The 25,412-nt window shown below is 40.9% G+C and carries 27 protein-coding genes; 20 read left to right on the forward strand and 7 right to left on the reverse strand.

Annotation, left to right across the window (positions count from 1 at the left end):
- Nucleotides 1-441: 441 nt before the first annotated feature.
- The 3 genes from H5186_RS20925 to hslR form a co-directional block, all read right to left on the reverse strand.
- Nucleotides 442-1,980 carry a phosphoenolpyruvate carboxykinase gene (locus H5186_RS20925; protein WP_149983375.1) on the reverse strand — a complete coding sequence of 513 codons (1,539 nt, stop codon included), beginning with the start codon at nt 1,978-1,980 and terminating at the stop codon, nt 442-444.
- 265 nt (nt 1,981-2,245) lie between these two features.
- On the reverse strand, nt 2,246-3,091 hold the full coding sequence (gene hslO, locus H5186_RS20930; RefSeq protein WP_149983376.1) for an Hsp33 family molecular chaperone HslO: 846 nt from the start codon (nt 3,089-3,091) through the stop codon (nt 2,246-2,248).
- Nucleotides 3,092-3,103: 12 nt separating this feature from the next.
- Nucleotides 3,104-3,526: a ribosome-associated heat shock protein Hsp15 gene (gene hslR / locus H5186_RS20935; RefSeq protein ID WP_404676548.1), complete on the reverse strand. Its 423-nt coding sequence runs from the start codon at nt 3,524-3,526 to the stop codon at nt 3,104-3,106.
- Between the two features lie 205 nt (nt 3,527-3,731).
- Here hslR and gspC point away from each other — a divergent pair, with 205 nt between their 5' ends.
- The 13 genes from gspC to H5186_RS21000 all read left to right on the forward strand — a co-directional run bounded on the left by gspC (nt 3,732) and on the right by H5186_RS21000 (nt 15,758).
- Entirely contained in the window at nt 3,732-4,679 is a 948-nt protein-coding gene (gene gspC / locus H5186_RS20940; RefSeq protein WP_182719498.1) for a type II secretion system protein GspC, read from the forward strand.
- A gap of 23 nt (nt 4,680-4,702) precedes the next feature.
- Entirely contained in the window at nt 4,703-6,766 is a 2,064-nt protein-coding gene (gspD, locus tag H5186_RS20945) for a type II secretion system secretin GspD (RefSeq protein ID WP_182740661.1), read from the forward strand.
- The gene (gspE, locus tag H5186_RS20950) at nt 6,759-8,318 is read left to right on the forward strand and encodes a type II secretion system ATPase GspE (protein ID WP_145242764.1); all 1,560 of its coding nucleotides are present in this window, start codon (nt 6,759-6,761) and stop codon (nt 8,316-8,318) included. Before gspD ends, gspE begins: the two co-directional genes overlap by 8 nt.
- A gap of 2 nt (nt 8,319-8,320) precedes the next feature.
- A complete protein-coding gene (gene gspF / locus H5186_RS20955) occupies nt 8,321-9,556 on the forward strand; it encodes a type II secretion system inner membrane protein GspF (protein WP_145242766.1) in 1,236 nt (411 codons plus the stop codon).
- A gap of 74 nt (nt 9,557-9,630) precedes the next feature.
- Complete coding sequence (gene gspG, locus H5186_RS20960; RefSeq protein ID WP_145242768.1) at nt 9,631-10,050, forward strand: type II secretion system major pseudopilin GspG; 420 nt, start codon at nt 9,631-9,633, stop codon at nt 10,048-10,050.
- Between the two features lie 49 nt (nt 10,051-10,099).
- Nucleotides 10,100-10,702: a prepilin-type N-terminal cleavage/methylation domain-containing protein gene (locus H5186_RS20965; protein ID WP_182762286.1), complete on the forward strand. Its 603-nt coding sequence runs from the start codon at nt 10,100-10,102 to the stop codon at nt 10,700-10,702.
- Nucleotides 10,702-11,079: a type II secretion system minor pseudopilin GspI gene (gene gspI / locus H5186_RS20970; RefSeq protein ID WP_145242773.1), complete on the forward strand. Its 378-nt coding sequence runs from the start codon at nt 10,702-10,704 to the stop codon at nt 11,077-11,079. The genes H5186_RS20965 and gspI overlap by 1 nt, the downstream gene beginning before the upstream one ends.
- A complete protein-coding gene (gene gspJ / locus H5186_RS20975; RefSeq protein ID WP_149983381.1) occupies nt 11,080-11,703 on the forward strand; it encodes a type II secretion system minor pseudopilin GspJ in 624 nt (207 codons plus the stop codon). It abuts the gene before it with no gap.
- Nucleotides 11,693-12,682 (forward strand): type II secretion system minor pseudopilin GspK, encoded by a 990-nt coding sequence (gene gspK, locus H5186_RS20980; RefSeq protein ID WP_145242776.1) that lies wholly within the window; start codon nt 11,693-11,695, stop codon nt 12,680-12,682. The genes gspJ and gspK overlap by 11 nt, the downstream gene beginning before the upstream one ends.
- Entirely contained in the window at nt 12,679-13,887 is a 1,209-nt protein-coding gene (gene gspL / locus H5186_RS20985; RefSeq protein WP_149983383.1) for a type II secretion system protein GspL, read from the forward strand. The genes gspK and gspL overlap by 4 nt, the downstream gene beginning before the upstream one ends.
- Nucleotides 13,884-14,357 carry a type II secretion system protein GspM gene (gspM, locus tag H5186_RS20990; protein ID WP_182719493.1) on the forward strand — a complete coding sequence of 158 codons (474 nt, stop codon included), beginning with the start codon at nt 13,884-13,886 and terminating at the stop codon, nt 14,355-14,357. Before gspL ends, gspM begins: the two co-directional genes overlap by 4 nt.
- Nucleotides 14,358-14,360: 3 nt before the next feature.
- On the forward strand, nt 14,361-15,119 hold the full coding sequence (locus H5186_RS20995) for a type II secretion system protein N (RefSeq protein WP_182719492.1): 759 nt from the start codon (nt 14,361-14,363) through the stop codon (nt 15,117-15,119).
- A gap of 18 nt (nt 15,120-15,137) precedes the next feature.
- Nucleotides 15,138-15,758: a UPF0149 family protein gene (locus H5186_RS21000; RefSeq protein ID WP_182740663.1), complete on the forward strand. Its 621-nt coding sequence runs from the start codon at nt 15,138-15,140 to the stop codon at nt 15,756-15,758.
- Nucleotides 15,759-15,760: 2 nt separating this feature from the next.
- Here the strand turns inward: H5186_RS21000 and H5186_RS21005 are convergent, their stop codons facing one another.
- The gene (locus H5186_RS21005; RefSeq protein WP_182719490.1) at nt 15,761-15,964 is read right to left on the reverse strand and encodes a hypothetical protein; all 204 of its coding nucleotides are present in this window, start codon (nt 15,962-15,964) and stop codon (nt 15,761-15,763) included.
- Nucleotides 15,964-16,323: a hypothetical protein gene (locus H5186_RS21010; RefSeq protein WP_145242788.1), complete on the reverse strand. Its 360-nt coding sequence runs from the start codon at nt 16,321-16,323 to the stop codon at nt 15,964-15,966. Before H5186_RS21010 ends, H5186_RS21005 begins: the two co-directional genes overlap by 1 nt.
- Nucleotides 16,324-16,614: 291 nt before the next feature.
- Between H5186_RS21010 and ccoG the strand changes: the two genes are divergently transcribed.
- The 5 genes from ccoG (at nt 16,615) to H5186_RS21035 (ending at nt 20,928) form a co-directional block, all read left to right on the forward strand.
- On the forward strand, nt 16,615-18,045 hold the full coding sequence (gene ccoG, locus H5186_RS21015; protein WP_182740664.1) for a cytochrome c oxidase accessory protein CcoG: 1,431 nt from the start codon (nt 16,615-16,617) through the stop codon (nt 18,043-18,045).
- 64 nt (nt 18,046-18,109) lie between these two features.
- Nucleotides 18,110-19,087 (forward strand): serine/threonine protein kinase, encoded by a 978-nt coding sequence (locus H5186_RS21020; RefSeq protein WP_149983388.1) that lies wholly within the window; start codon nt 18,110-18,112, stop codon nt 19,085-19,087.
- A gap of 29 nt (nt 19,088-19,116) precedes the next feature.
- Nucleotides 19,117-19,740, forward strand: a complete 624-nt coding sequence (locus H5186_RS21025) for a thiol:disulfide interchange protein DsbA/DsbL (protein WP_182740665.1) — start codon at nt 19,117-19,119, stop codon at nt 19,738-19,740.
- 34 nt (nt 19,741-19,774) lie between these two features.
- The gene (locus H5186_RS21030) at nt 19,775-20,413 is read left to right on the forward strand and encodes a thiol:disulfide interchange protein DsbA/DsbL (protein WP_149983390.1); all 639 of its coding nucleotides are present in this window, start codon (nt 19,775-19,777) and stop codon (nt 20,411-20,413) included.
- Between the two features lie 65 nt (nt 20,414-20,478).
- Nucleotides 20,479-20,928, forward strand: coding sequence for a DUF523 domain-containing protein (locus H5186_RS21035; RefSeq protein ID WP_145242799.1), 450 nt, complete (start codon nt 20,479-20,481; stop codon nt 20,926-20,928).
- 5 nt (nt 20,929-20,933) lie between these two features.
- On the opposite strand, the gene trmA is transcribed toward H5186_RS21035, so the two are convergent.
- A complete protein-coding gene (gene trmA / locus H5186_RS21040; protein ID WP_182740667.1) occupies nt 20,934-22,034 on the reverse strand; it encodes a tRNA (uridine(54)-C5)-methyltransferase TrmA in 1,101 nt (366 codons plus the stop codon).
- A gap of 476 nt (nt 22,035-22,510) precedes the next feature.
- On the opposite strand from trmA, the gene H5186_RS21045 reads away from it, so the two are divergent.
- Together H5186_RS21045 and murI are read left to right on the forward strand one after the other, a co-directional pair.
- A complete protein-coding gene (locus H5186_RS21045) occupies nt 22,511-23,632 on the forward strand; it encodes a DUF5610 domain-containing protein (protein WP_149983391.1) in 1,122 nt (373 codons plus the stop codon).
- Nucleotides 23,633-23,695: 63 nt separating this feature from the next.
- On the forward strand, nt 23,696-24,511 hold the full coding sequence (murI, locus tag H5186_RS21050; protein ID WP_182794906.1) for a glutamate racemase: 816 nt from the start codon (nt 23,696-23,698) through the stop codon (nt 24,509-24,511).
- On the opposite strand, the gene H5186_RS21055 is transcribed toward murI, so the two are convergent.
- Nucleotides 24,474-24,953, reverse strand: coding sequence for an RNA-binding protein (locus tag H5186_RS21055; protein ID WP_149983393.1), 480 nt, complete (start codon nt 24,951-24,953; stop codon nt 24,474-24,476). The genes murI and H5186_RS21055 overlap by 38 nt on opposite strands.
- Nucleotides 24,954-25,412: the final 459 nt, after the last annotated feature.

Genomic DNA, 25,412 nt, shown 5'->3' on the forward strand with positions numbered 1-25,412 from the left:
CTACAAAAATGATAAAACGTGAACTCGGTTACGAGTGGCATTAAGCTTTGATCGGCAAAATCATTAAGAACACAAAAGTGATCATTATCGCGTAATTTTCGTGATCAAAGCTTAATGAGAATAAGCGATCAAAGTTAATGCCATTGGGTGATCAAAGCTGGTGAGAATATGCACACTTCGCTGAAGCATTATTCGAAGGTGTGCTACATGCTTGTATGAGAGTGCAAAGTAGGCAGGTGCTGGCTAGTTGTCTCACAATCATATTTCAGTCCCATCTAAATTTTGCTTAATGATTGCACTTAATACTTGAATTCAAGAATGCAAAAGTCGCGATATGGGAAAGTTCGTTCTATGGTAATTGGCAAGAGGCTTGATAAACGCCAGTAGATCAAAAACGCCAACTCAAGGTTGGCGTTTTAATTATGAAGCTAAAGTAAGTAATTAAGCTTTAGGCCCAGCATTTTTGATTTCATCTGATACATCGTATTTAGCGAAGTTTTCAGTGAAGTCTGCTGCAAGTTTGGCCGCATATTCGGCGTATTTAGCTTTATCTTCCCAAGTATTGATTGGGTTAAGTAGCTCGCTGTTAACGCCTGGTACTGCAACTGGTACGTCTAGGTTTAAAACATCAATATGTTGAGTTTCAACGCCAGCCAGTTTACCTGATACGATTGCATCAACAACAGCGCGGGTAGTTGGAATATCAAAACGCTTACCTGTGCCGTAAGGACCGCCAGTCCAACCAGTGTTAACTAGGTATACCTTGGCGCCAAATTCACGTACACGCTTCATTAGAAGCTCCGCGTATACACCCGCTGGACGTGGGAAGAATGGTGCACCAAAACAGGTTGAAAATGTTGATTCGATATCGCTGGTAGAACCAATTTCAGTAGAGCCAACTTTTGCTGTGTAACCGCTTAGGAAATGAAACGCTGCCGCTTCTTCGCTAAGAATTGATACTGGAGGTAATACGCCGCTTACATCACAGGTTAAGAATACCACTGCTTTTGGCTCGCCTGCACGGTTCTCTACTTTGCGTTTTTCAACGTGTTCAAGCGGATAAGCTGCGCGGCTATTTTGCGTTAGGCTAGTATCATGAAAATCAGGAACGCCTTTGTCATCAAGGACAACGTTCTCTAGGATAGTTCCAAAGCGGATTGCATCCCAGATAACAGGCTCATTCTTTTGTGAAAGGTCGATACACTTAGCATAACAACCACCTTCGATGTTGAATACACTGCCAGGTGCCCAGCCGTGTTCGTCATCACCGATTAAAAAGCGAGTTGGATCGGCGGATAAAGTTGTTTTACCGGTACCAGATAGACCAAAGAATAATGCTGTATCGCCAGCTTCACCTACGTTAGCTGAGCAGTGCATTGGTAGCACGCCTTTTGCTGGTAGTAGGAAGTTTTGCACTGAGAACATTGATTTTTTCATTTCACCGGCATAACGCATACCTGCAAGCAATACTTTACGTTGTGCAAAGTTGATAATTACTGTGCCATCACTGTTAGTGCCATCACGTTCTGGGTCACAAACAAATGAAGGTACATTCATTACCTGCCATTGGGGTAAATCAGATGCATTATAAGATTTAGGTTCGATAAACATATTTTTGGCAAAGATATGATGCCATGCAGTTTCTGTTGTAACAACAACAGGTAAATAATGCTCAGGATCAGCGCCTACTTCAAGGTGAGAGATGAAGTGGTCGTTGCTCTGCACATGTGCTTCTACACGTGCCCATAAAGCGTCAAATTTATCTGCATCGAAAGGGCGATTTACATTACCCCATTGGATTTCATTTTCAGTACTTGATTCTTGAACAATAAAGCGATCTTGTGGTGAACGACCAGTACGACGACCAGTGTTAGCAACAAAAGCTCCATTGGCGGCTAAAGTCCCTTCGCCACGACGGATCGCGTGTTCGACAAGTTCAGCTGCAGTTAGATCGACAAAACGAGTAGCGCTTGAAGTCATGTTTATACCTAAATTGTGTGAGATTGAACGGGATAGCTCTGGGGTTCTTGTTTCCCTTTAAGCTGTAATTATAGTAACAGATGGATTAGGGATATTCGAGCTTATCAAAGGCCTAAAAACACATATATTTAGTAAAAAACATGAATAATTTCAATGATACCGGTGTCATAAAAGTAATACAATTCATGACACCGGTATCAATTTTTGGCATAAAAAAACCGCAATAAATGCGGTTTGAATTTTGTTGGTTTTTTGAACGATTAGATTAGTTGAAAATACTTTTCACATCTTGTTCATTAAAAACGTAATCTTTTAAGCAATAATGGCAGCTAATTTTTACCTCACCATTTTCAATAACGTCATCTAATAAAGCTTGTTGACCTATATTAACGAGCGCAGTGATGGTTTTTTCTCTACTACAACCACATTTAAACTGGATTGCTTGCGGCTCGTAAACACGCGGATTGTCTTCATGATAAAGTCGAGTAAGCACAGTGGCAGCATCAAGCTCTAACAACTCTTCAGCTTTAATCGTATTGCTGAGTGCTTCAAGGTGAGTAAAGTCAGTAATCGACTTTTCTTTATTTACAGGTAACACCTGTAGTAGTAAACCAGCAGCTTTAGCATGACCTTGTGTTGTATCAGTTGCAAACCATAGACGTGTTTGTAGTTGCTCTGATTGTGCAAAGTAGGCTTCAAGACATGCTGCTAACGTGTCATGCTCAAGCGGAACTATACCTTGATAACGTTCACCTTTAGTTGGGGTGATTGTCAGTACCATCACACCGTTACCGATTAGTTCCTGGATGGTTGAGCCTGTTACTTCACCTTGCAGGCGGGCAATACCGCGCATATTTTGTTGATGATCACCGTTGATAACCGCATATTTTACCGGGCCATCACCTTGCAGTTGTACTGCTATATCACCTTCAAACTTTAATGTAGCTGTAAGTAGGCAGGTTGCGACCAGTAACTCGCCCAATAAAGCTTGCACTTGCACGGGGTAATTGTGATCGGCAATCATTTCATTATAAGCTTGCTCTATTTGTACGAGTTCGCCGCGGACGTCTAGTTGATCAAATGTATAACGATGAAGTAGATCTTGTTGCATGAGTGGCTTTACCTAACTTGATTTCATTTTTAAAAGTTCGCGTCTTTGCTTTTTATCTGGTTTACGGTCCGGATGAGGAGCAAAAAAGCTATTATTCTTGCGCGCGATGCTATTGGCTTCGCGTTTTTCGATACTTGCATCAGATTCGTGATACAAGGTTTGAGCAATGGGGGCACTTAAGCGTTTATCAAGCAATTTAAGTACAGTGATAACTTTTTCGTCAACTCCTTGAGCAAGTTTGATCACGGCATCTAGTTCGACTATTTTACTAGGTTTAGTGCGCTGGCCATTATAATGTACTTTGCCACCTTGCACCATGTCCCGTGCGATGGCGCGGGTTTTATAAAAGCGTGCAGCCCACAACCATTTGTCTAAACGGATACTAATAGTTTCATCTTTTGACGTGGTATTACGGGTGTTACTTTTTGACACAATTATACTCAATTAAAAGCGCGGCTCTGTAAGGTAAAATTTAGCATGAAACTTACCAACAAAGAAATAGTCGAAGTTTTTTACACTCAGCTTGAACGTTAATTTACCTTGTTTACAAAGTTTAATATTAGTGCGCTTGTTGAATGAAAAATGAAAAGGTACTATAGGCCAGCGATGAAACAGCAAATTAAAATAAGAAACGTCATTTATGGAACAGCGATTACAGCAGCTAAAACATTTAGTAAGTAAATTACCCCACGCTAAATTGAGTTGGGCAATAACGCTTTTAGCCGTTGTTTACATTGCCTTTTTAGCAGCGAAACTATTTTGGCTAACATGGCCAGCCCCGGTTAATTCGAGCCTTTCTCCAAGCTATATTAATAGCGTTACAGGTAAACCTGAACGGGTTAATACGCAATCAATTTTAGCACAAAACTTGTTTGGTAAAGCCGACGCAGCGCCTAAAAAACCAGCAAGCAAACAAACTCAAGTCATTAACAATGCGCCAGAAACTCGATTAAGCATTAATTTAACTGGTATTGTTGCAGTCAGTGGCAATGATCAAACAGGCTTGGCAATTATTGAGTCTCAAGGCCAACAATCAACTTATTTAGTAGATGATGTTGTACAAGGCACTCGCGCTAAGCTTGCTCAAGTATTACCTGATCGAGTAATTTTAGATGTCAGTGGCCGTTTTGAAACGTTAATGCTTGATGGCGTGGATTTTACCAAAACAGTATCAATGCCAGTACTTGCCGAACGTGAAAGTGATGAACCTGAACTCGATGAAGGTCCGCAAATGGACAGTGACCGTCAGATTGATGTAACAGCAAATCAAGAAGTAAAAGAAGCAATTATAGAGACCCGAGAAGAATTGTTAAAAGATCCCGGTAAACTATTTGACTATATTCGAGTATCTCAGGCTATGAAGGATGGTGAGCTTATTGGCTACCGTTTAAGCCCAGGTAAAGACCCTGCATTATTTACGCAGATGGGGTTACAAAATAACGATTTGGCTGTATCGATTAACGGCTATCAATTAACAGATTTAAAACAGGCCATGTCAGCCATTAATGAGCTGCGTAATAGTACCGATGCGAACATTACAATTGACCGTGATGGCGAGCAGATTGATGTGCAATTTAGCCTGCAATAACTTAGCTTTGGAGTTTTAATATAATGGTTCACGCGCTACACCTCAAAAAAATCAGAAAAGGGTTAGCTAAGTACGCAACACTTTTTTTTGTGGCTAGCTTATCTCTATCGGTGTCTGCCGTTGAGTATGCTGCAAACTTTAAAGGGACCGATATCAACGAGTTTATTAATATCGTTGGTAAAAATCTGAATAAGACCGTCATTATCGACCCGAACGTACGTGGTAAAGTAAACGTACGCAGCTATGAATTGATGGACGAAGCACTTTATTATCAATTCTTTTTAAATGTGCTAGAAGTTTACGGTTATTCAGCTGTTGAAATGGATAACGGCATATTAAAGATTGAAAAAAGCTCTGATGCTAAAAAATCAAACGTACCGTTAGTCACTGAAGACGACCAAGCGCGCGGTGATATGATGATCACTCGTGTCGTACGTGTAAAAAATGTTAGCGTACAAGAACTAGGTCCATTAGTGCGTCAGTTTAGCGACCAAAAAGATGGCGGTCATGTTGCCAACTTCAACGCAGCAAACGTCATGATGTTGACCGGTCATGCTGCCTCAGTAAACCGACTTGTTGAAATTATTCGCTCAGTTGACCAAGCCGGTGATAAGCGGGTTGATATTGTAAAGCTAAATTTTGCCACCGCTGATGATGTGGTATCTGTGGTTGATAATATTTACAAAGATAGCGGTAAAGGCAGTATCCCCGAATTTTTGATCCCTAAAGTCGTTGCAGATGGCCGTACTAATAGCGTGATTGTTAGTGGCGAAGGCCAAGCAAGAACGCGTGCTATTGAATTAATTAAACGCCTCGACGGTGAGTTACAAAGCCAAGGCAACACTAAAGTAATTTACCTTAATTACGCTAGCGCTGAAGATTTAGTGAAAGTGTTGCAAGGGGTTAGCAAAACGCTTGGTGAAGAAGGTCAAGGTGGGGCAACTAAAACCCGTAGCCGCAACCAAAACGAAACCAGTATCGAAGCTCACCCAGATTCAAACTCATTGGTCATTACTGCTCAACCTGACACTATGCGTTCATTGGAGTCAGTGATTGAACGGCTTGATATTCGCCGTGCCCAAGTACTCGTTGAAGCAATCATTGTTGAAGTAATGGAAGCTGATGGGATTAACTTTGGTCTGCAATGGATTTCAGAGCAAGGCGGTATGATGCAGTTTAATAACGGCACAACCGTTCCTGTTGGTTCTTTAGCTGTAGCTGCTCAGCAAGCTCGTGATAAAACAATTACTGATAGCGTTGTAGGCACTGACAATGCAGTAGTTACTCCTATTAAGAAAACTGTAGAAGGTGATCTTGGCCCGTTAGGTGCGTTGTTAGGGGGCATCAATGGATTGGCTATGGGGATTGTTAAAAACGATTGGGGCGCGATCATTCAAGCAGTCTCTACTGATACTAACTCAAATATTCTTGCTACGCCTTCGGTTACCACCATGGATAACGAAGAAGCATCGATGATTGTCGGTCAAGAAGTGCCGATCATTACTGGCTCGCAAACGGGTTCTAATAACTCTAATCCATTTCAAACTGTTGAGCGTCAAGAGGTGGGTGTAAAACTTAAAGTAACGCCACAAATAAATGATGGTTCAGCTGTACAGTTAACCATTGAGCAAGAAGTATCTGGCGTGAGTGGTACTACTTCGGTGGATATATCTATTAATAAACGTGCCATTAAAACCACGGTTATGGCTGATGATGGCGGCATGGTTGTGCTTGGTGGTCTAATTGATGAAGACGTGCAAGAAAGCGTCTCAAAGGTACCAATATTAGGTGATATTCCTATCCTTGGTCACTTATTCCGCTCAACCAGCACCAGCAAGCGTAAACGTAATTTAATCGTGTTTATTCGCCCTACCATTATCCGTGATGGCATTAAAATGAATAAATTGAGCCACAGCAAATATAACTTTATCCGTGGTGAGCAGTATAAACAAAAAGAAGATGGTATTGATTTAATGCCTCTAACCGATGTGCCAATCCTACCTGAGTGGAATGATGCATTAGTATTACCGCCAACGTATGAAGAATACTTAAGACAGCAAAATACAGATGAGCGCAATAATGACTGATGCAATCACTGAGATCACCGCAGAGCCCTCACAGCCGCTAAATAATAGCGAGCTGATGACCAGTAACGATTTAGTTGAACTGCCTAATAAGCGGCTACCATTTTCATATGCACGACGTGCAGGCATGTTATTAAGTAAAAATAATGATGACCGGGTGGTGTTCTATCGTGGTGAGCTTAACATTGATGCATTGTTAGAAGTGCGCCGCATTGCTGGGCATGGCTTTACGCTTGAACACTTAGCTGATGACAAGTTTGAGTTGTTATTAGAGGCATCGTATCAACGCGATAGTTCTGAAACCCAGCAAATGATGGAAGACATAGGTAACGAAGTTGATTTATTTTCACTGGCTGAAGATATGCCGCAAACGGAAGATTTGCTTGCCGGAGATGATGATGCACCAATCATTAAATTGATCAATGCGATGCTCAGTGAAGCGATTAAAGAAGGCGCGTCAGATATTCACATCGAAACCTTTGAGCAAGAGCTAGTGATCCGCTTTCGGGTTGATGGCGTGCTTAAAGAAGTGTTAAAGCCGAATCGTAAACTCGCTTCATTGCTAGTTTCGCGTATTAAAGTAATGGCGAAACTCGATATTGCAGAAAAGCGTATCCCGCAGGATGGTCGTATTAGTTTGCGTATCGCAGGACGTGCCGTTGATGTTCGGGTATCAACCATGCCATCAAGTTTTGGTGAGCGGGTTGTACTGCGTTTACTTGATAAAAATAACGCGCGTTTAAATCTTGAAGATTTAGGTATGACGCTGCGCAATCGTGAATTGTTCTCTGATTTGATCAGTAAACCGCACGGAATTATTTTGGTGACCGGTCCAACTGGTTCTGGTAAAAGTACCACGCTTTATGCGGGCATGAGCCAAATTAACTCTCGCGATCGTAATATTTTAACGGTTGAAGATCCAATCGAGTATGAAATCCCAGGTATTGGTCAAACTCAGGTAAATACTAAAGTTGATATGACCTTTGCCCGAGGCTTACGGGCAATCTTACGTCAAGATCCTGATGTAGTAATGGTTGGTGAAATACGTGACCTTGAAACCGCACAAATTGGCGTGCAAGCCTCACTTACAGGTCACTTAGTGATGTCGACATTGCATACCAATACCGCAGCAGGTGCTATCTCTCGTATGGAAGATATGGGGGTTGAACCCTTCTTACTGTCATCTTCTTTGTTAGGGGTGTTATCGCAGCGTCTAGTGCGAACTTTATGTAAGAGCTGTAAAGAAGGTCATGTTGCAGATGAGCGCGAGTGTGAATTGCTCGGCGTACCATTTGTAAATCCGCCGACTATTTACCGAGCCGTTGGCTGTGAAGAGTGTAACTTTAATGGTTACCGTGGTCGTACCGGTATTCATGAATTACTGGTAGTTGATGAAACTGTTCGCGAACTTGTTCACAGTGGTAAAGGTGAGCAAAGTGTTGAAAAGTACATTCGCAAACATACCCCAAGTATTCGCCAAGATGGCTGTAGTCGCGTGTTAGCCGGTAAAACCACCCTTGAAGAAGTATTACGTGTAACGCGTGAGGAAGGTTAACAATGGCAGCATTTGAATATCGCGCGCTCGATGCTCGCGGCAAAGAGAAAAAAGGTATTCAAGAAGCGGATACCGCGAAACAAATTCGCCAATCATTACGTGAACAAGGTCTTACGCCGCTCGAAGTTGTGCCCGCCGCAGAGGGGGATAAACAAGTTAAAGGTGAAAAAAGCTCGCCATTTGGCAGCTTTTTTAAAGCGAAAATATCTACCTCAGATCTCGCTTTGATCACTCGCCAACTCGCTACACTCATTCAATCGGCGTTACCGGTTGAAGGGGCGGTAATGGCGGTGGCTGAGCAGTGTGAAAAGCCGCGTATGAAGCGTATGTTAATGTCGGTGCGTTCAAAAGTTGTTGAAGGTTATACCTTGGCTGATGGCATGTCTGAGTTTCCACATGTATTTGATAATTTATACCGCGCTATGGTAGCTGCGGGTGAAAAATCAGGTCACTTAGATGCTGTATTGAACCGTTTAGCCGATTACACGGAACAACGTCAACACATGCGTAGTCAAATCACACAAGCGATGGTGTATCCGGTGATATTAGTAATATTTGCCATTGGTATCGTTTCAATATTACTAGGTACTGTAGTGCCTAAAATATTGAAGACATTTGAAAAGTCAAAGCAGGTTTTACCTTGGACGACTGAATGGGTAATGGCTGCTAGTAACTATGTGCAAAATTATTGGTTCATTACTTTGGTGTTATTTACCGCGACAGTGATTGGTGTTAAACATGCGCTAAAACAGCCTAAGATCCGCTTTTGGTATGATTCGAAAATTTTGATGATGCCGGGCATTGGCAAAGTTGCTCGTAGTATTAATACCGCCAGATTTGCTCGTACACTGAGTATCTTGTCATCAAGTTCAGTGCCGTTACTCGAGGGAATGCGTATTTCTGGTGGCGTATTGATCAACGAGAAAATTAAAAAAGCAGTGGCGGATGCCGCAACCCGCGTTAGTGAAGGGGCAAGTTTAAGAGCGTCCTTACAACAAACAAAATTATTCCCACCGATGATGCTGCATATGATCGCCAGTGGGGAGAAATCAGGTGAGCTCGAGCAAATGCTAGAGCGTGCTGCAAACAATCAAGACCGTGAATTTGAAACCATGGTAAATGTCTCGCTAAAACTCTTAGAGCCTGCGATGATAGCGTCCATGGCGGTTATTGTATTGTTTATCGTAATGGCCATATTACAACCTATTATGGCAATGAATAAAGCGATTGGACTTTAACTATTTTAGGGATTTCGTAATGCATTTTTACCGTGTTACGATAGTTAATTATTAAGAACAACAGAGGTATGTACGTGAATAAACAAGCAGGTTTCTCATTACTCGAAGTTATGGTGGTACTGGTTATCATTGGCATGATCATGTCAATCGTGGCACCCAATATTATGGGTCAGCAAGAAGAAGCGGCACTTGATAAAGCGCATCTTGATATTCAGCAGCTTGAAGATGCTATGAGTCTTTATAAATTAAAGAACAAAGCGTACTTAACCACTGAGCAAGGCCTTGAAGGGTTAGTGACTAAAACTAGCGTAGAGCCAGTACCAAAGCGTTTTCCTGAAGGTGGCTTTATTTCTAAATTACCAGAAGATCCATGGGGAAATCCGTACCAGTTAATCAGCCCAGGTGAAGTTGGTAAATTTGATTTGTTTTCAATGGGACCCGATGGCGAAGTGGGTACTGATGACGACATTGGTAACTGGGATGAAGAAAAATAATAATGCATCTTAGTATAAAGGCGTTTTTATACCCAGCACCGAGCTTAGCATGATATTAAGTCGGACTAAGTTGCGCCTTGCAAAGCTAAAGTCACCGATGCGTGGCTTTAGCTTAATTGAAATTTTGGTTGTGCTGGTGGTGATCGCCTTCGCCACTAAAATGGTGGTATATAGTCTTGATGGCGGTGTTGAAGATGAATTGGACAAACAAGCACTGAGACTGCATACCACCATTAATATGGCTTCTGAATTTGCAATCTTAAATCAGCTTGAATTAGGTTTTCAGCTTGATAAAGATACCTTAGAGTTTTTAGTGTTTGATGGTGAAAAATGGATCACCTTCGACCGAGAAAAGCTGTTTGCGCCGATGACTGTTGATGAACGTCTTAAGTTGACACTTAATCTAGAAGATCTCGCATGGGCTCAAGATAATCTACTCGAGCAATCCAATTGGCGCGAGTTAATGAGTGGCGGTGATGATGATAGCTTACTCGAATTGCAAAAAATGAAAATCCCGCAAGTGCTAATTTTATCTTCTGGTGAGGTGAGCGCATTTCAACTTATCTATGAATTAAAAGATGAAAAAGAACCTGTGTATTTCATCGAAGGGGAATTTTCCGCACCGGTTAACTTACGCAGAGAGCCAGAATAATGTATCGCAGGTCTAAAGGTTTTACTTTACTTGAGGTTATGGTGGCGCTGAGTATTTGCGCCATGGCTGGGATTGCCGCCATGCAAGCGACAGCTGAGCATATTAATCATTTATCAAGCCTTGAAGAGCAAACCTATGCCTCTTGGGTGGCTGAGAATGTAATGATTGAACAGCGTACTCTCGGCGATAAGTGGCAAGGCAAAAATGGCGCAAAAGGCACGGAAACAATGGCTGGTATAGAATGGTATTGGCGTCAAGATACCGAAGCGACAGCAGATAAAAGTTTTGTAAAAGTGACTATTAATGTATTTAGCGATGAAAAGTTAGAGCACTCGGTTTATGAGCTCATCAGCTATTTAAATAAAGGTAGCAAATAAGTGAAGCAGCGCGGTTTTACACTATTAGAAGTGATGGTAGCGCTGGGGATTTTAGCATTCGTCGTGTTAGCTACTCACCAAATTCTTGATTCGACCACCAAAGCGAAAGATGCATCAGACGAAAAAATTGCAGAATTGAATGGTTTGCAAACGACCTTTAGGTTAATGGATCAAGATTTCAGCCAAATGACTAAACGTGCCGTGCGCAATGAAGCCGGTGATGTGCAAGAACAATATCTACTTGCTGGGCGTTACACCATTAATAGCCAGTATGATGGTATTGCCTTTGTGCGAGATGGCTGGGTAAACCCAATTAATTTGTTACCGCGCTCAGAGCTACAAGCAGTGGGTTATCGTGTTATTGATGACAACCTTGAGCGTATATATCGGGTTTATGTTGATCAACTCGATAACCTTGAGCCGCGAGTGCAAGTTATTCTTAAAGATATCGAAGATCTTAAATTTGAATTTTTAGATGAAAAAAATGAATGGCAAGAGCAGTGGCAGGGCAAGGCATTGCCAAAAGCTGTGGCGGTCACATTGCAACAAATTGATGAAGAACCAATAAGACGCGTTTTTTTAGTACCAGGTAACGGAAAGGCGGGAGGTTTAAGTGAACCATAAATCTCAACATGGTGCCGCGCTTATAATTGTCTTGTTTATTGTTGCTTTGGCATCAATTCTAGCCGTAGAGATGAGTGCTAATTTGCTTGTTCAAGTTCAAAAAAGTACCAACATACAAGGTCATCAGCAAGCAAAATGGTATGCCTATGCAGCAGAAGAGCTGGCTATTAAAGCGTTATTACAAAGCAAAAAAGATGACCCTGAAAAAACCACTTTAAAACAAATTTGGGCGCAACAAGGCGATATTCCTTATCCGGTTGATAATGGTACCTTGCAAGGCAAGATCACGGACTTACAGGCTTGTTTAAATCTCAATGCATTACGTGTTAAAGCGCCACAAGCGGGTAGTACTGATAAAACCAATCCTGCGCACACCGCGTTATTAGCGCTATTAGAAAATATTGAGGACTTACCAGCAGAAGAGTCGGAAGAAGCCATGGCTGACAGTGTTTACGACTGGCTCGATGAAGATAGTATTACTTATCGTTCTGGCGCTGAAGAAGATGAGTATTTATCGCGTAAATCACCATATATGACAGCGAATAGTTTTTTTGCATCAAGCTCAGAGCTGCGTTTGGTTAAAGGGTTTAATCCATTAGTGATGGAAAAAATCTTGCCATACGTATGCGTGATCCCAGGTAGCGAATTGTTAGCAATTAATGTCAATACAATCGCTCCTGAACAGGCATTATTATTGAGTGCATTGATTGATGGTTTGAGTGAGTCAGGTGCGCAAAGTGTGCTATCAGTCCGGCCAGAAGAAGGCTTTAATAATATTGAAGAATTTTTTGAACAAGTGAATCAACAAGGGGCTCAAAATGTTAAGTCTGTTGAAAAACTGTTCACCATAAATAGCGAATATTTTAAACTACAAGCGCAGGCTAAATTTGTCGATCTGCGTTTTTCGATGACCACATTACTGCATGCCAAAGATGGCGAAGTAACTATACTGGCGCGAAAATTTGGAGGCGTACAGTGACAGAAATACTGTTGATCCGCACGGGTCAAACTCAACAAGAAAGTATTAATTGGCTGATTTATTCACCATTAGAACAAGAAATAATTGCCAGTGGCGGATTGCCGAACGCTGAGCAACTGAGTGAGTTAGTTGAAAAAGCACAGAATCGTGAAGTTGTGGTATTACTGCCATGTGATCAGGTGCAACTAAAAACCGTAATCCTGCCGACCAAATGGAATCGTAAGCTTGAGCAAGCGCTCCCATATATGCTTGAAGAAGAGATTGCATGTGACGTAGATGACTTATTTATCGCGATTGCTGAGCCTACTATGGTCGGTGACAAGCACGCCATTAAAGTTGCCATGACTGACCGAGAATGGTTTGAAACTTGGTTAGCTGTATTTGCTGAACATGGAATTGAAGTGTTCAAACTGTTACCCGATGCATTATTGCTTCCTACTGCGGAACATGAGGGATTAAGCGTCATTGAGCTTAATAACCAATGGCTATGTAAGCAAGGCTCATGGCGGATCAGTGCTGTAGAGCAAAGCTGGTTGGCTGAGTATTTAACTGCTTTAGGTCACCCTGATGTTGCACATTACAGCCCTGCCTCGCAATTTCCAGAAACGGTTAATCTTACGGCGCATACCGATGCTTATGATTTGCCGCTGGCGCTATTTGCTAAACAATTACCTGAGATAAGATTCAATCTTCGCCAAGGCCAATATCAACTGAAAAAGAAAAGCGCATTATGGTGGGCGTATTGGCAAGGTGCCGCCATTGCAGCGAGTGTCGCGTTAGTTGGCTCTGTGGCAGTAAAAAGTCTTGAATTGTATCAGTTAAATAGTGAGCTTGAAGTCGCTAAAACACAAGTGGTTGAGCGCTATCAAACAGCCTTTCCGGGGAAAACAGTTCGTCCGCATTTGATTAAAAACCAAATTCAGGGTGAATTGGCTAAATTAGAGGGTGGCAGCAGTGCCGGATTCCTAGATTTAACGAATGAGCTGGTGGGTGTATTTAGCCAAGTGCAAGAGTTTACTCCTGAGACATTGCGTTATGATCAACGTCGCAATGAACTTAGAGTTCGTGCTCGCGGAAAAGATTTTCAAACCTTTGGCAAAGTTAAAGCAATTCTTGAACAACGCGGATTAACTGTAGACCAAGGCTCATTAAATAATGATGGCGACTTTGTAGTCGGTGAAATAAAACTACGAGGTGCTGCATGAAACAACAACTTTTAAAACATTGGCGTGGCTTAAAAGAGCAAGAGCAACAGTTGGTGATGGTCGCTGGGGTTATTTTTGTTATTTTTATCTTAGTTATGGGTATTTTTAGACCACTAAACAACGCGATAACTGAAGCTGAAAAAAACCAAGTTAAACAGCAAGAATTATTAGCGTGGGTTGATAACAGTATTGTTAAACTCAAAGCGGGTAGTGCGCGTGCTGTTACAAGTGACCAAAACTTGAGTCAAATAGTTAATGCTAGCCGCGCTCGCTACGATATAACCATAAGCAAAATGCAGCCTAGCGATAATTCATTAAGATTAACCATCGACTCGGTACAGTTTAATAAGCTCATAGAATGGCTTGATGAACTGGTAAACACTAAAGGCGTATTGATTGAAAATTTAGATCTCAGTCGCGATGATAAACCAGGCTACGTACGCGTTAGCCGACTGGTATTAGAGAAGTAAAGAATGAAAAAAATAGCGATTCTTATAGTAATATTTTTCTTCGGTTTTATCTTTTTTGCACTATTAAAAACGCCAGCTGCAGTTGCGCTTAATTTAGCAAATCCTTATCTACCTAAAGATCTGCAAATAGGTAAAGCATCGGGTAGCATTTGGCAGGGTAGAATCATGCAGCTGCGCTATCAAGATGAACAGATTAACAATTTAAACTGGGATATTTCTGGTTGGGCATTATTCACCGGACAGCTTACAGGCAGTGTAAAGTTTGGTGATCCGCGACAGACCAGTGAACTGTCAGGACGCGGTGACTTTAGTTATGGTTTGCTTGATCAAGTAGTTGCATTAAATGATGCTACATTGCGTTTGAGTGTTGAACGTGCGATGCAGCGTTTGCAGTTGCCATTACCTATTAATGCTAAAGGCAGAGTAATTGTTGAGTTAGATGAATATCTCTCAGGAGCGCCTTATTGTGATGCATTAAAAGGTGAAATCGCCAGTGCAAACATCGATGTGCAAGGATTGTCTGGCTGGTTTAGCGTTGGTCCATTAAGTGGCAAGTTAAGCTGTAAGTCGGGCGATATAGCCGTGTTAGTTGATCCTGAAAACCGCTTAGGCTTAGCGGCTGATGCAACCTTAAAAGCAAACATGGACTTTAAAGTGGCTGGATATATCAAGCCAGAAGCATCACTACCAAAAGAAGTACACGATGCCGCCAAATTTTTAGGCCGTGCAGATAGCGATGGCCGTTATCCATTAAATTTTTAAACAAGGCTGAATTGTTTTATGCAAATTCCTGAATTTACACAGCAACATGGCCAGCAGTTAAGTACGTATTTAGCGAGCCGCAATGGCGCCATGACATTGGTGCAGAGCCAAGGTTACTTATTTGCGGTTATTTGCTCTCCTGAGCCATTAGACGTACACGAGTGGCTTGAACAGATAGTGCCAGATACACACGGCCAGCTAGAAGAACAAACATTATTTGCATTTATGGCTTTGTATCATCAGATCAGTGAGCAAGTTTATGAAACAGGTTTTAAGCTCCCTGTAAGTTTACTGGTGAGTGATCAAGATGACAGCTACCTAGATTTGCATGAATGCCAGCAATGGTGTCAGGGTTTTGTTCAGGGAGCACAGGTGTATATTGATAAGCTAATGCAAGCTGATGCACTGACAACAGACTTAACTGATGCATTGCAAACCGCTTACGCCAGTTTAGGCTTTTTTGCTTTAGAGCCCCAGCTTATCACAACAATTGCCCAGCAAAATCAGCTTAGTGAAATACAACTATGCCAGCAACAGTATGAACTAATGGGAGATTTTGCATTAGGATTTGCTGAGTTAATAGAAATTATCGCTGTGCAAAGTGGTTTGTACGTAGATGAAGAAGATGGTTGGAGTTAGCATTATGCTAAATCCAACACAATTTCAGTACAGCCCTTAGGGCATTTAGCAATCCCTTGGCCGGGTTGCTGAGTCTTTAAATCTAACGTTAATATGCCTTGGCATACTTCACATTTAACCGTTTGTCCTTTCGCCAGCTTCTTCAGTAGGTTTTTATGTTGGTTAAACGATGCGCTGCTTTTTTTTGTTAAAGCTGAAAAATCCACTATTTACCTCTGCGCTCAGCCAATGATGTTGAGACGATGTCACACACTGTATTTAAACGATCTTCGTAAAAATATAGGTTGAGATCTTTACTGCGGCAGTAACGAGTATGGAATAGCTGCAGCTGTTCATCAGTTTGCATGGTTTCTTCTAAATACTCTAACTCGCTTTCTGAAAGTGTTAGTTCTGACTTGATGCGGTTTTTTGCCATGCTCGCAGCGGGTCCACGGTTAATGTTGCTAGCACTACTTAATAGCCCTACACCTTCTCCTAATAACTTTTCTCGAGGTTCTTTTATCATTGGATGATCAATTGTGAATAACGCAAGTATCACTACAACTAGTACAAGGAATTTTTTCATATGTGAGTAAACTTTGATCTGAACGGGTACGAATTAGACACCAGTGTAATAAAATGCCCCTTTGTAAAGCAAGCAAGTTAGGTGAATAAATTATTATCAATGAATATCAGCTTTTTTGAGGAGAGTTGGTATAATGACAGAGAACAATTAGATTTTTCAGAAATCTCTGAACTTTTACAGCACAGTAGTTCAGTTTGCACTATTTTTAAATGTAAGCTTAGTTGTTAGCTATCTAAATAGCGTTATATGATTGTTTGACTTTCATTCTCCAAGCGGCGTTGAGGAACTTCGATGGACAAGCAAATAAAAGTAAAAAATATTCCTAGTGAGGTCAAGATCGAAAAGCCCGATCTCTATGCTCAACAGGATAGATTTAATCCCCGCAATCGCATTTATGTACGTGCGGTTAAAGGGTTACATCAACTATTAAGACAGCGCATTGGTTTTCTTGGTATGTTGGCGTTCATGGCGCTGCCATGGATAAACTTTAATGACCAACAAGCTGTGTTATTTGACCTCATTGGTCAAAAATATAACATTTTTGGGCTAACTCTATGGCCACAAGATTTTACTATTCTTGCTTTTATTCTGATGCTTGCTGCATTCGCGTTATTCTTAGTGACCACCTTTTACGGTCGGGTTTGGTGTGGCTATACGTGCCCGCAAACAGTCTGGACGTTTATTTTTATTTGGTTTGAAGAAAAGTTCGAAGGGACAGCGAATCAACGTAAGAAGCTTGATCAGCGACCAATGGACTTTGATAAATTTTGGCGTAAGACAGCCAAGCATACAGGTTGGATAGCTTTTTCTTTATACACCGCACTGACCTTTGTTGGTTATTTCACACCTATTCGTCAGCTGTTACCGGATTTTGTTACTTTTGATGTAGGTGGCTATGCGCTGGTTAGCATTATCGTATTTACTGTATGTACTTATGGTAATGCTGGTTGGATGCGCGAAATTATGTGCTTGCATATCTGCCCGTATTCGCGCTTTCAATCTGCAATGTTTGATAAAGATACCTTCACAGTAAGCTACGATGAAAAACGTGGTGAAAATCGTGGGCCACGTAGTCGTAAACAAGATCGAGAAGAGCTTAGCTTAGGTGACTGTATTGACTGTAATTTGTGCGTACAAGTATGCCCAACAGGGATCGATATTCGCAATGGCCTGCAAGCTGAATGCATTAACTGTGGCGCCTGTATCGATGCCTGCGACGGAGTAATGGATAAGATGAATTATCCGCGCGGGCTTATCTCATATACCACTGAGCGTAACCTAGAAACGCCAGAGAATAAAACCAATCCTCTGCGCGCTAAGATTATTGGTTATATTGTTATATTAGTGGTGCTCAGCGCAGCGCTGGTAACGAATATTGTAATGCGTAAGCCAATGGACTTAGATATTATTCGCGATCGAAATCAACTCTATCGAGTCGATTTTAATGGGCTTGTCGAAAATACCTACACACTTAAAGTGATCAACAAAGCACAATACGAGCAAACCTTTAATATTAAGGTGGCAGGACTGGAGAACTTTAAGTACATAGGTAAGCAAACTTTTACCGTGCAAGCGGGCGAATCGCACAACGTGCCATTATCATTGGTGATGGATCCGTATGATTTGAAAGCGCCGATGACCGAGTTTAATTTTGTATTATCGCCAGTGGACAATCCAAGTTCACAAATTTCGCAGCCGAGTAACTTCTTTAAAGCGCGATAGTTAAGTACACTGATAACAAATAAAAAGCGGGATTTTCCCGCTTTTTTTATAATTGATGAGAATTATGAGTAAATTTAGTTTTGTTGACCTCACCCCAGATTCGATTTTAGATGCGGTCGAAAGTATTGGTATTTACGCAGAGTCTGGCTTATTAGCACTGAATAGTTACGAAAACCGTGTCTATCAATTCAAAGCTGAAGATGGCCTACGTTATGTGGTGAAATTTTATCGTCCCGAGCGCTGGAGTAAGGCACAAATACTCGAAGAGCATAGCTTTGCATTTGAATTGGCTGATGCTGAAGTGCCTGTAGTTGCGCCGATACAGCGTAATGGCGAAAGCTTATTTGAGCATAATGGTTATCTATTTACTTTGTTCCCAAGTGTCGGGGGGCGCATCTTTGAAGTTGATAATCTTGATCAGTTAGATGTGTTAGGACGCTTGATTGGTCGGATGCATCAAGCAGCTAAAGCGAATGTTTTTAGCGAACGTCCGGTCATAGGGTGTGACGAGTATCTAGATACAGCTAAAATTCAGTTACAAAACAGTAATCTGGTGCCTAGCAGTTTAACTACTGCGTTTTATACTATTTTAGATATGGTGATCGCTAAAACGAAATCGCTTTACCAGCAGGTGGATACTATACGTTTACATGGTGATTGCCATGCCGGTAATATTCTGTGGGCCGGTGATGCGTTGATGTTTGTTGATTTGGACGATAGTCGTCAAGGGCCTGCGATTCAAGATTTATGGATGATGCTCAGTGGCGATCGAAACAATCAACTGTTACAGTTAGATACCTTAGTGGCTGCCTATGAAGAATTTTGTGATTTTGATCACACTCAACTCAAATTAATTGAACCATTACGCGCAATGCGTATGATTCATTATATGGGGTGGCTAGCTAAACGTTGGGAAGATCCGGCATTTCCGCGGAACTTTTCATGGTTTGCTGATGACAAATACTGGGAGCAACAAATTTTAGCGCTGAAAGAGCAGTATTCTGCACTTCAAGAGCCGCCGCTGAAGTTGCTGCCTAACTAATTATTAAAAATATCTGAAACGAGAGTCCAATGCTTAAAAAACTAAAATTGAGTTTACTACTGCTATGTTTACCTTTTGCTGCGATGGCCGCAGATTTTAAAGCTGGTGAGCACTATGACGTACTAAAAATTGAAAAAAGTAAAACCTCACAAGTAACAGAGTTCTTTTCATTTTATTGTCCGCACTGTTTTAAGTTTGAAGCTGTAGCTAAAGCAATGGAAAAAAGCTTGCCTGCAGGTACTGAGTTTGTAAAAAACCATGTCAACTTTTTAGGTGGTTTAGCGCCAGAAGTGCAAAGTAATTTGAGCTATGCGTATATCATCGCTAAACAGCATAACAAAGGTGCGCAAGTTGCAGATCAAATGTTTGACAGCATTCATATAAAACGTGCTCCACTCAATAACATTAAAGACGTTAAAGCATTACTTGCAGTAAATGGTATTGATAACGATACCTTTGATAAAGATATTGCCAGCATGCCAGTGATTGCGGCGGAAAAAGCCATGCAAGACAAGCAAAATAAGTTTTCACAAATGGGAGCCTTAACCGGTGTACCAACGTTTATCGTTAATGATAAATACAAAATCAATATCAATACCATCAAGAGCCAAGAGCAGCTTGATGAGTTAGTTGCCTTTTTATTACAACAATAAGCTATTAAAACAATAATTTTTGGAGTTTTTACCGATGATCAAATTAGTTAAAGCAGGACTAATAGCGTTGACGCTTGGGTTTGCTACAAACGCCGCCGCGATTCAATATGACGAAGGGACGCATTATGAAACGATTGATGCACGCGCAACTAAAAAGCCAGAAGTTAAAGAATTCTTCTCATTTTACTGCCCACACTGTAATGTTTTTGAATCAATTGTTGCTGAATTAAAGCCGCTACTAAATGAAGGTATTACTTTTAAGAAAAGCCATGTTGACTTTTCGGGTCCGCGTAACCCAGAAATTCAAACGATGTTAGCACAAGCTTACGCTACGGCAACTGTATTACCACAACAAGATGCACTAATTAGCGCTATTTTCAACCATATCCATGGCAAGCGAGCAAACATCAATGAGCTTGCTGATATGAAAGATATCTTTGTTGCTCAAGGTGTAGCTGCTGATGATTTTGATAAGTTTTACAACAGCTTTACAGTAAGAACCAAGGTATCCAAAATGAAGCGTGATCAAGAATATTTTAAACAAAAGGGTGCTTTGAAAGGTGTGCCTACCTTTATTGTAAACGGTAAGTACCGTGTTATTGTTGGTGGTGATTCAGGTATTAAAGATGCTAAAAGTATGGCTGATCTAATTAATTACTTAGCTGCTAAATAGAGCGGTTTAGTGTTTATTGTAAAAAAGCTCCGTACGCGGAGCTTTTTTGTTGCAGGTGGTAAGAAATGCATAAAATACTGGTTTCAAGTTGCTTACTTGGTGCTCCCGTGCGCTACGATGGTAGCGGACAACAGTTACTCCATCCTCAGCTTATCGCATGGCAGCAGCAGGAACGTATAGTCGCTTTTTGTCCTGAGATTGCTGGTGGTTTATCCACTCCTAGAGATCCTGCTGAAATCGTCAACGGTAAAGTGATTACCAATACTGGTGATGATGTGACACCGGAATTTCAGCTAGGTGCAAAACAAGCATTACGCCTTTGCCAACAGTACAATATTCGTTTTGCGCTATTAAAGGAATCAAGTCCTTCTTGTGGTCGTAATACAATTTACGATGGCTCGCACAGTGGTATTAAGGTGGTTGGAATGGGATTAACGGCTTCGCTATTAGAAAAGAATGGTATTAAAGTCTTTAGTGAGCAGCAAATGCCAGCGCTAGTAAAAGCACTGGCATAGATACTTTACAATTTACGTTGTAAAAATACCCCTGATTCAATGTGGTGGGTATATGGAAATTGGTCAAAAATCGCAAACCGTTTAACTTCATGAGTGCGAGTTAGGTGCTCTAAATCACGCTCAAGCGTATCAGGGTTACATGAGATATAAATAATACTCTCGTAGTTAGCCACCAAATCACATGTTAGTGTATCCATGCCTGCGCGCGGCGGATCAACTAAAATGGTCTGACAATCATAGCTGCTTAAGTCAATCCCTTCTAAACGTGAGAAGGTTCGTTCGCCTTTCATAGCTTGAGTAAACTCTTCGCTCGACATACGAATGATATCTAAGTTAGTTACGTTATTTTTAGCAATATTATACTGCGCTGAGTGTACTGACGATTTAGAAATTTCGGTTGCTAATACACGATTAAACGAACCAGCTAAGGCAATTGAAAAGTTACCGTTACCACAATAGAGCTCTAGTAAATCATTTTTTAGTGGTTTACATAAGTCTTGTGCCCACTCCAGCATCTTAATGTTTACTTTAGCATTTGGCTGCGTAAAGCTGTTTTCAACTTGTTGGTAAATAAGTTGCTGGCCATTAACTGTTAAACGCTCAGTAACAAAATCATCACCGAGTACTTCTTTTTGTTTGCGAGCACGCCCAATAAAATCAATTTTAAAGCGCTCACTCAATGATTCTTTTAGTGACTTGATAGCTGCTAGCCATTCTTCGTCGAGTGGTTTGTGATAAAGCAGACTCACTAAAATCTCACCGCTTAAACTAGAAAGATAATCTATTTGGAATAATTTACGACGCAAGACTTCACAGCCTTTAAGATTATCGATCATTGCCTGCATTACTTCCCCAATTAGCGGCGCTGCAGGGTCAAACACATCGACTCTGATTTTGTCTTTGGTGGCTTGATCAAACATAATGTGGAATAACTCATCGCCATCGTGCCATACTCTAAATTCAGCGCGTTGACGGTAATGAATTGGCTCAGAGGTAAAGACTTCTAATTGTTCAACACCAAAGCGTTGGAATTGCGCAATGATACGTTGCTCTTTTTCATTTAACTGTGCGTCGTATCCTGTTGTATCGATCTTTATAACCGCCATTACCTACTACCTTATTTCATTATGCTGTTTATCGGCGCTATTGTAGGGGGCAGGGATTATTTGTCTAGGGTCTGTTTATCTTTCTAGGTTAATTTTGCAGCTGTGCGTTTGGTTTTTAGGCAAGGCAGAGCCTATGTAGTGTGGTTATTCCCCATAAATAGGCGATAACGTAGCATAAATGCCAAACGCGCGCTGCCCGAAGGGTTCTGCCTAGGGGCGATTAACTCTTTGTTACTTACATGGATGTAAGTAAGGGGCGTGAGCAGGACGCGGAAGCTTTGCTCAATTTTTACTTAGCCCACTAGGTTACAAATCTCGCGCCGCGATTAAATCGCCCCGAGGTTGAACAAATTTTAATCCTTAAAGGTCAACAGGCCCTAATTTTGAGTAATAGCAAATGCTGTTTTTTTGTACATTTTACTTTAGTTATTTATTTTTGGGCCGATACTTAAGTAAGCAAAAATAGGAGTCGGATCATGAAAATTGGCAACTTTGGCTTTGTTCCAAACAACAACGTCAATAAATACAGTAACAAAGCTGCATTACAGCAACCTACAATACAGTCGCCTCAAGATAGTTACCAGCAACGTGGTAAAGAATTAGCAGCAAAAGTGTTAGGTGACAAAATGGCTGAGGCCTTAGGCTTACCTGTCGCGGAAGAGAAAAAAGACAAGCCACTATTTGATTTTGAAGAAATCGTCAAAAACGTTTTGGACTTTGTAACTGGTGCCGTTAAGAAAGCGCAAGTCAATGGAGCCGATAATGAAAAACTCAAAGGTATGCTTAGTGATGCACGCAAAGGTGTGCAAACAGGTATTGATGATGCTTATGGTGAATTAAAAGATACCGGTATTCTAAACGACGAAATTGAGCAGGGCATAGAAAAATCCAAAGAAGGTATTTTTAATGGCCTGGATGAGTTTGAAGAGGATTTATTTAACCCTAAACCGGATTCTGTCAGTGTTACTCAAGCACAGTATTTAAGTTTAAGTAATAATGCTCAGTATAACTTCACCACTGCAGAAGGTGACGAGGTGAGTATTAGTTTTGCTGATGCATTTAAACAGCAATCAGCCAGTAGTTATCAGCGTAATGGTCAAAATGAAGGCTATGCCAGTGCATCATCACAATCGCGGGAGTTATCATTTAGCATGTCAGTAAATGGTGACTTAAACGAAGATGAACAAAAGGCTATTAATGCAATGATGGAAGACTTGCAAAATGTTAGTAAAACATTTTTTGGTGGTGATTTGGAACAAGCCTTTGAACAAGCACAAGAGCTCAACTTAGGCAACGAACAGCTAGTCGCGTTTTCAATGGACTTAAAGCAAACTAAAACGTATGCAGCAATAAAAGGCTATGAAGAGAATAAACCAACACCAGAGAAAGCTGTGGCTGAAAAAATAGCTCCATTTAATGACGATCTAAAAAATGCCTTTAATAAAGCGGGTGATCTTGGTTTGCAAAATGAACTGTCAGGCATTTTACAATGGTTAAATCAAGACCAAGAGGAAATAGGCAAATTAGTCGACTATACAAAATCAATGTTTGAGCAAATGAATAAATTGCGCTCAGCAGCACTAGAGAGTGAAGCATAAGCTTTATTTTCAGTATACCGCGTGGCAAACTGCTCAGCTTAGTTATTATAAGGAGCGAGTTGTTTGTCACCTCATATCATGGTTTTTGATTCGGGCATTGGTGGTACCACAGTGCTGAAGCATATTCAGCAATACATACCTGATGGCCGTTATAGTTATTTTATGGATAACGCCTACCTACCTTATGGAAAGCTGAGTCAACAAACCATAATTCAGCGCCTCAGCGGATTATTAATTTTTATAGAAACACAACAATTACACGTTGATGTGTTAGTTATTGCTTGTAATACCGCATCTACTTCAGCACTGAGCGCACTTCGCGAATTAACCACGATACCGATCGTCGGTGTAGTACCTGCAATTAAACCCGCCGCTTTATTATCTAAGTCACAGCATATTGCCTTATTGGCCACACCAGCAACAGTACAAAGTAGTTATACACAACAGTTGATAAGCCAGCATGGTCAAGCTGTCACAGTACATTTATATGCTAGTGTTGAACTTGTAACGTTGGCGGAACAAACATATCGAAGTAAAAAGATTATCCAAGACAAACTAGTTGCAGAGCTCGATAGTCTCGCTATTGATAATAGAGTGGATGTAGTCGTGTTAGGTTGTACGCATTTCCCAATTTTAGCAAAAGGTTTGAATGAGTATTTTAACAGCACTGTATTATTACTTGATTCCGGCGTAGCAATAGCCAAACGGGTGTGTGCAATACTCAAAGAGCATAATATAGCTTGCAGTGATGAGCTTGATGTTAATTGTACAGGCAAGAAAAAGCCGCTACGTTATTACGCAACGGCTTCTATTTATGTTGATAAGCAACCGGTGGAGCTAGTTACGCTGATTGATCCGATTCAGAACGAAAAGAGTTAGATTCATCATCTTGTTTTTGTTTTGCTTCACGAACTTTCAATGTACGTTGTTGGAACTCGCTATCGTTTAATTTTGCAATAGCATTATCAGCATCTAGCTCTGCCATTTCAACAAAGCCAAAGCCACGACGTTTGCCAGTATTTTTATCCTTTAATAGGCGTACATTAAACACTTTACCTTGTTCTTCAAATAAAGCGCGAACTACACCTTCATTTGCACGATAAGGAAGATTGCCCACATAAAGTGTTTTTGTTTTTACTTCGGCTTCTTCTACATCGCCAGATGACATTGCAGCTATAACTACACCACCAATTAATAAACCAGCACCAAATAACAGTGCATGACTTAATTGTAGGCTCGAAGGCGCAAAATTAACTATAACGAAACCAATAACAGCAAGGATAACTGAAGAGATAAGAGATTTTTGATCGGGTAATTTCATTTTGATCTACCAATAAACAGGAAATAAACATTAATTTAACATTGTGAACTTGCTATCTTAACGCGATAAATGAACATAGCAATGATATTTATGTGAAATAATTTAATTTACATCAAAAAAGACTCGAAAAAGCATCGATTGAGTGTTCTTTTAAAGCGTTTTGCATGCTTTTTGAGCGAACAGTCAAAAGATTGAAAAAAAGTGTTGATCTGTTTTTGGATCTCCCTATAATGCGACCCCACTGAGACAGGAAACGCCAACGCATAGCGAGGCACGAACAACTCAGAGAGTTAAATAAAACTTAGGTTTTAAATATTCGCAAGAAAGTTTAAAGCTAAGTGTTGACTCGAAAAATAAAGGATGTATTATACGCATCCCTAGCGACAATGTCGCAACGTTCTTTAACAATATAAAGCAATCATCTGTGTGGGCACTCGTACAGATTGAGTTCTAACAGCC

This window comes from Pseudoalteromonas sp. SG41-2 (assembly GCF_014164535.1).
In the GTDB taxonomy this organism is placed as follows: Bacteria; Pseudomonadota; Gammaproteobacteria; order Enterobacterales; family Alteromonadaceae; genus Pseudoalteromonas; species Pseudoalteromonas rhizosphaerae.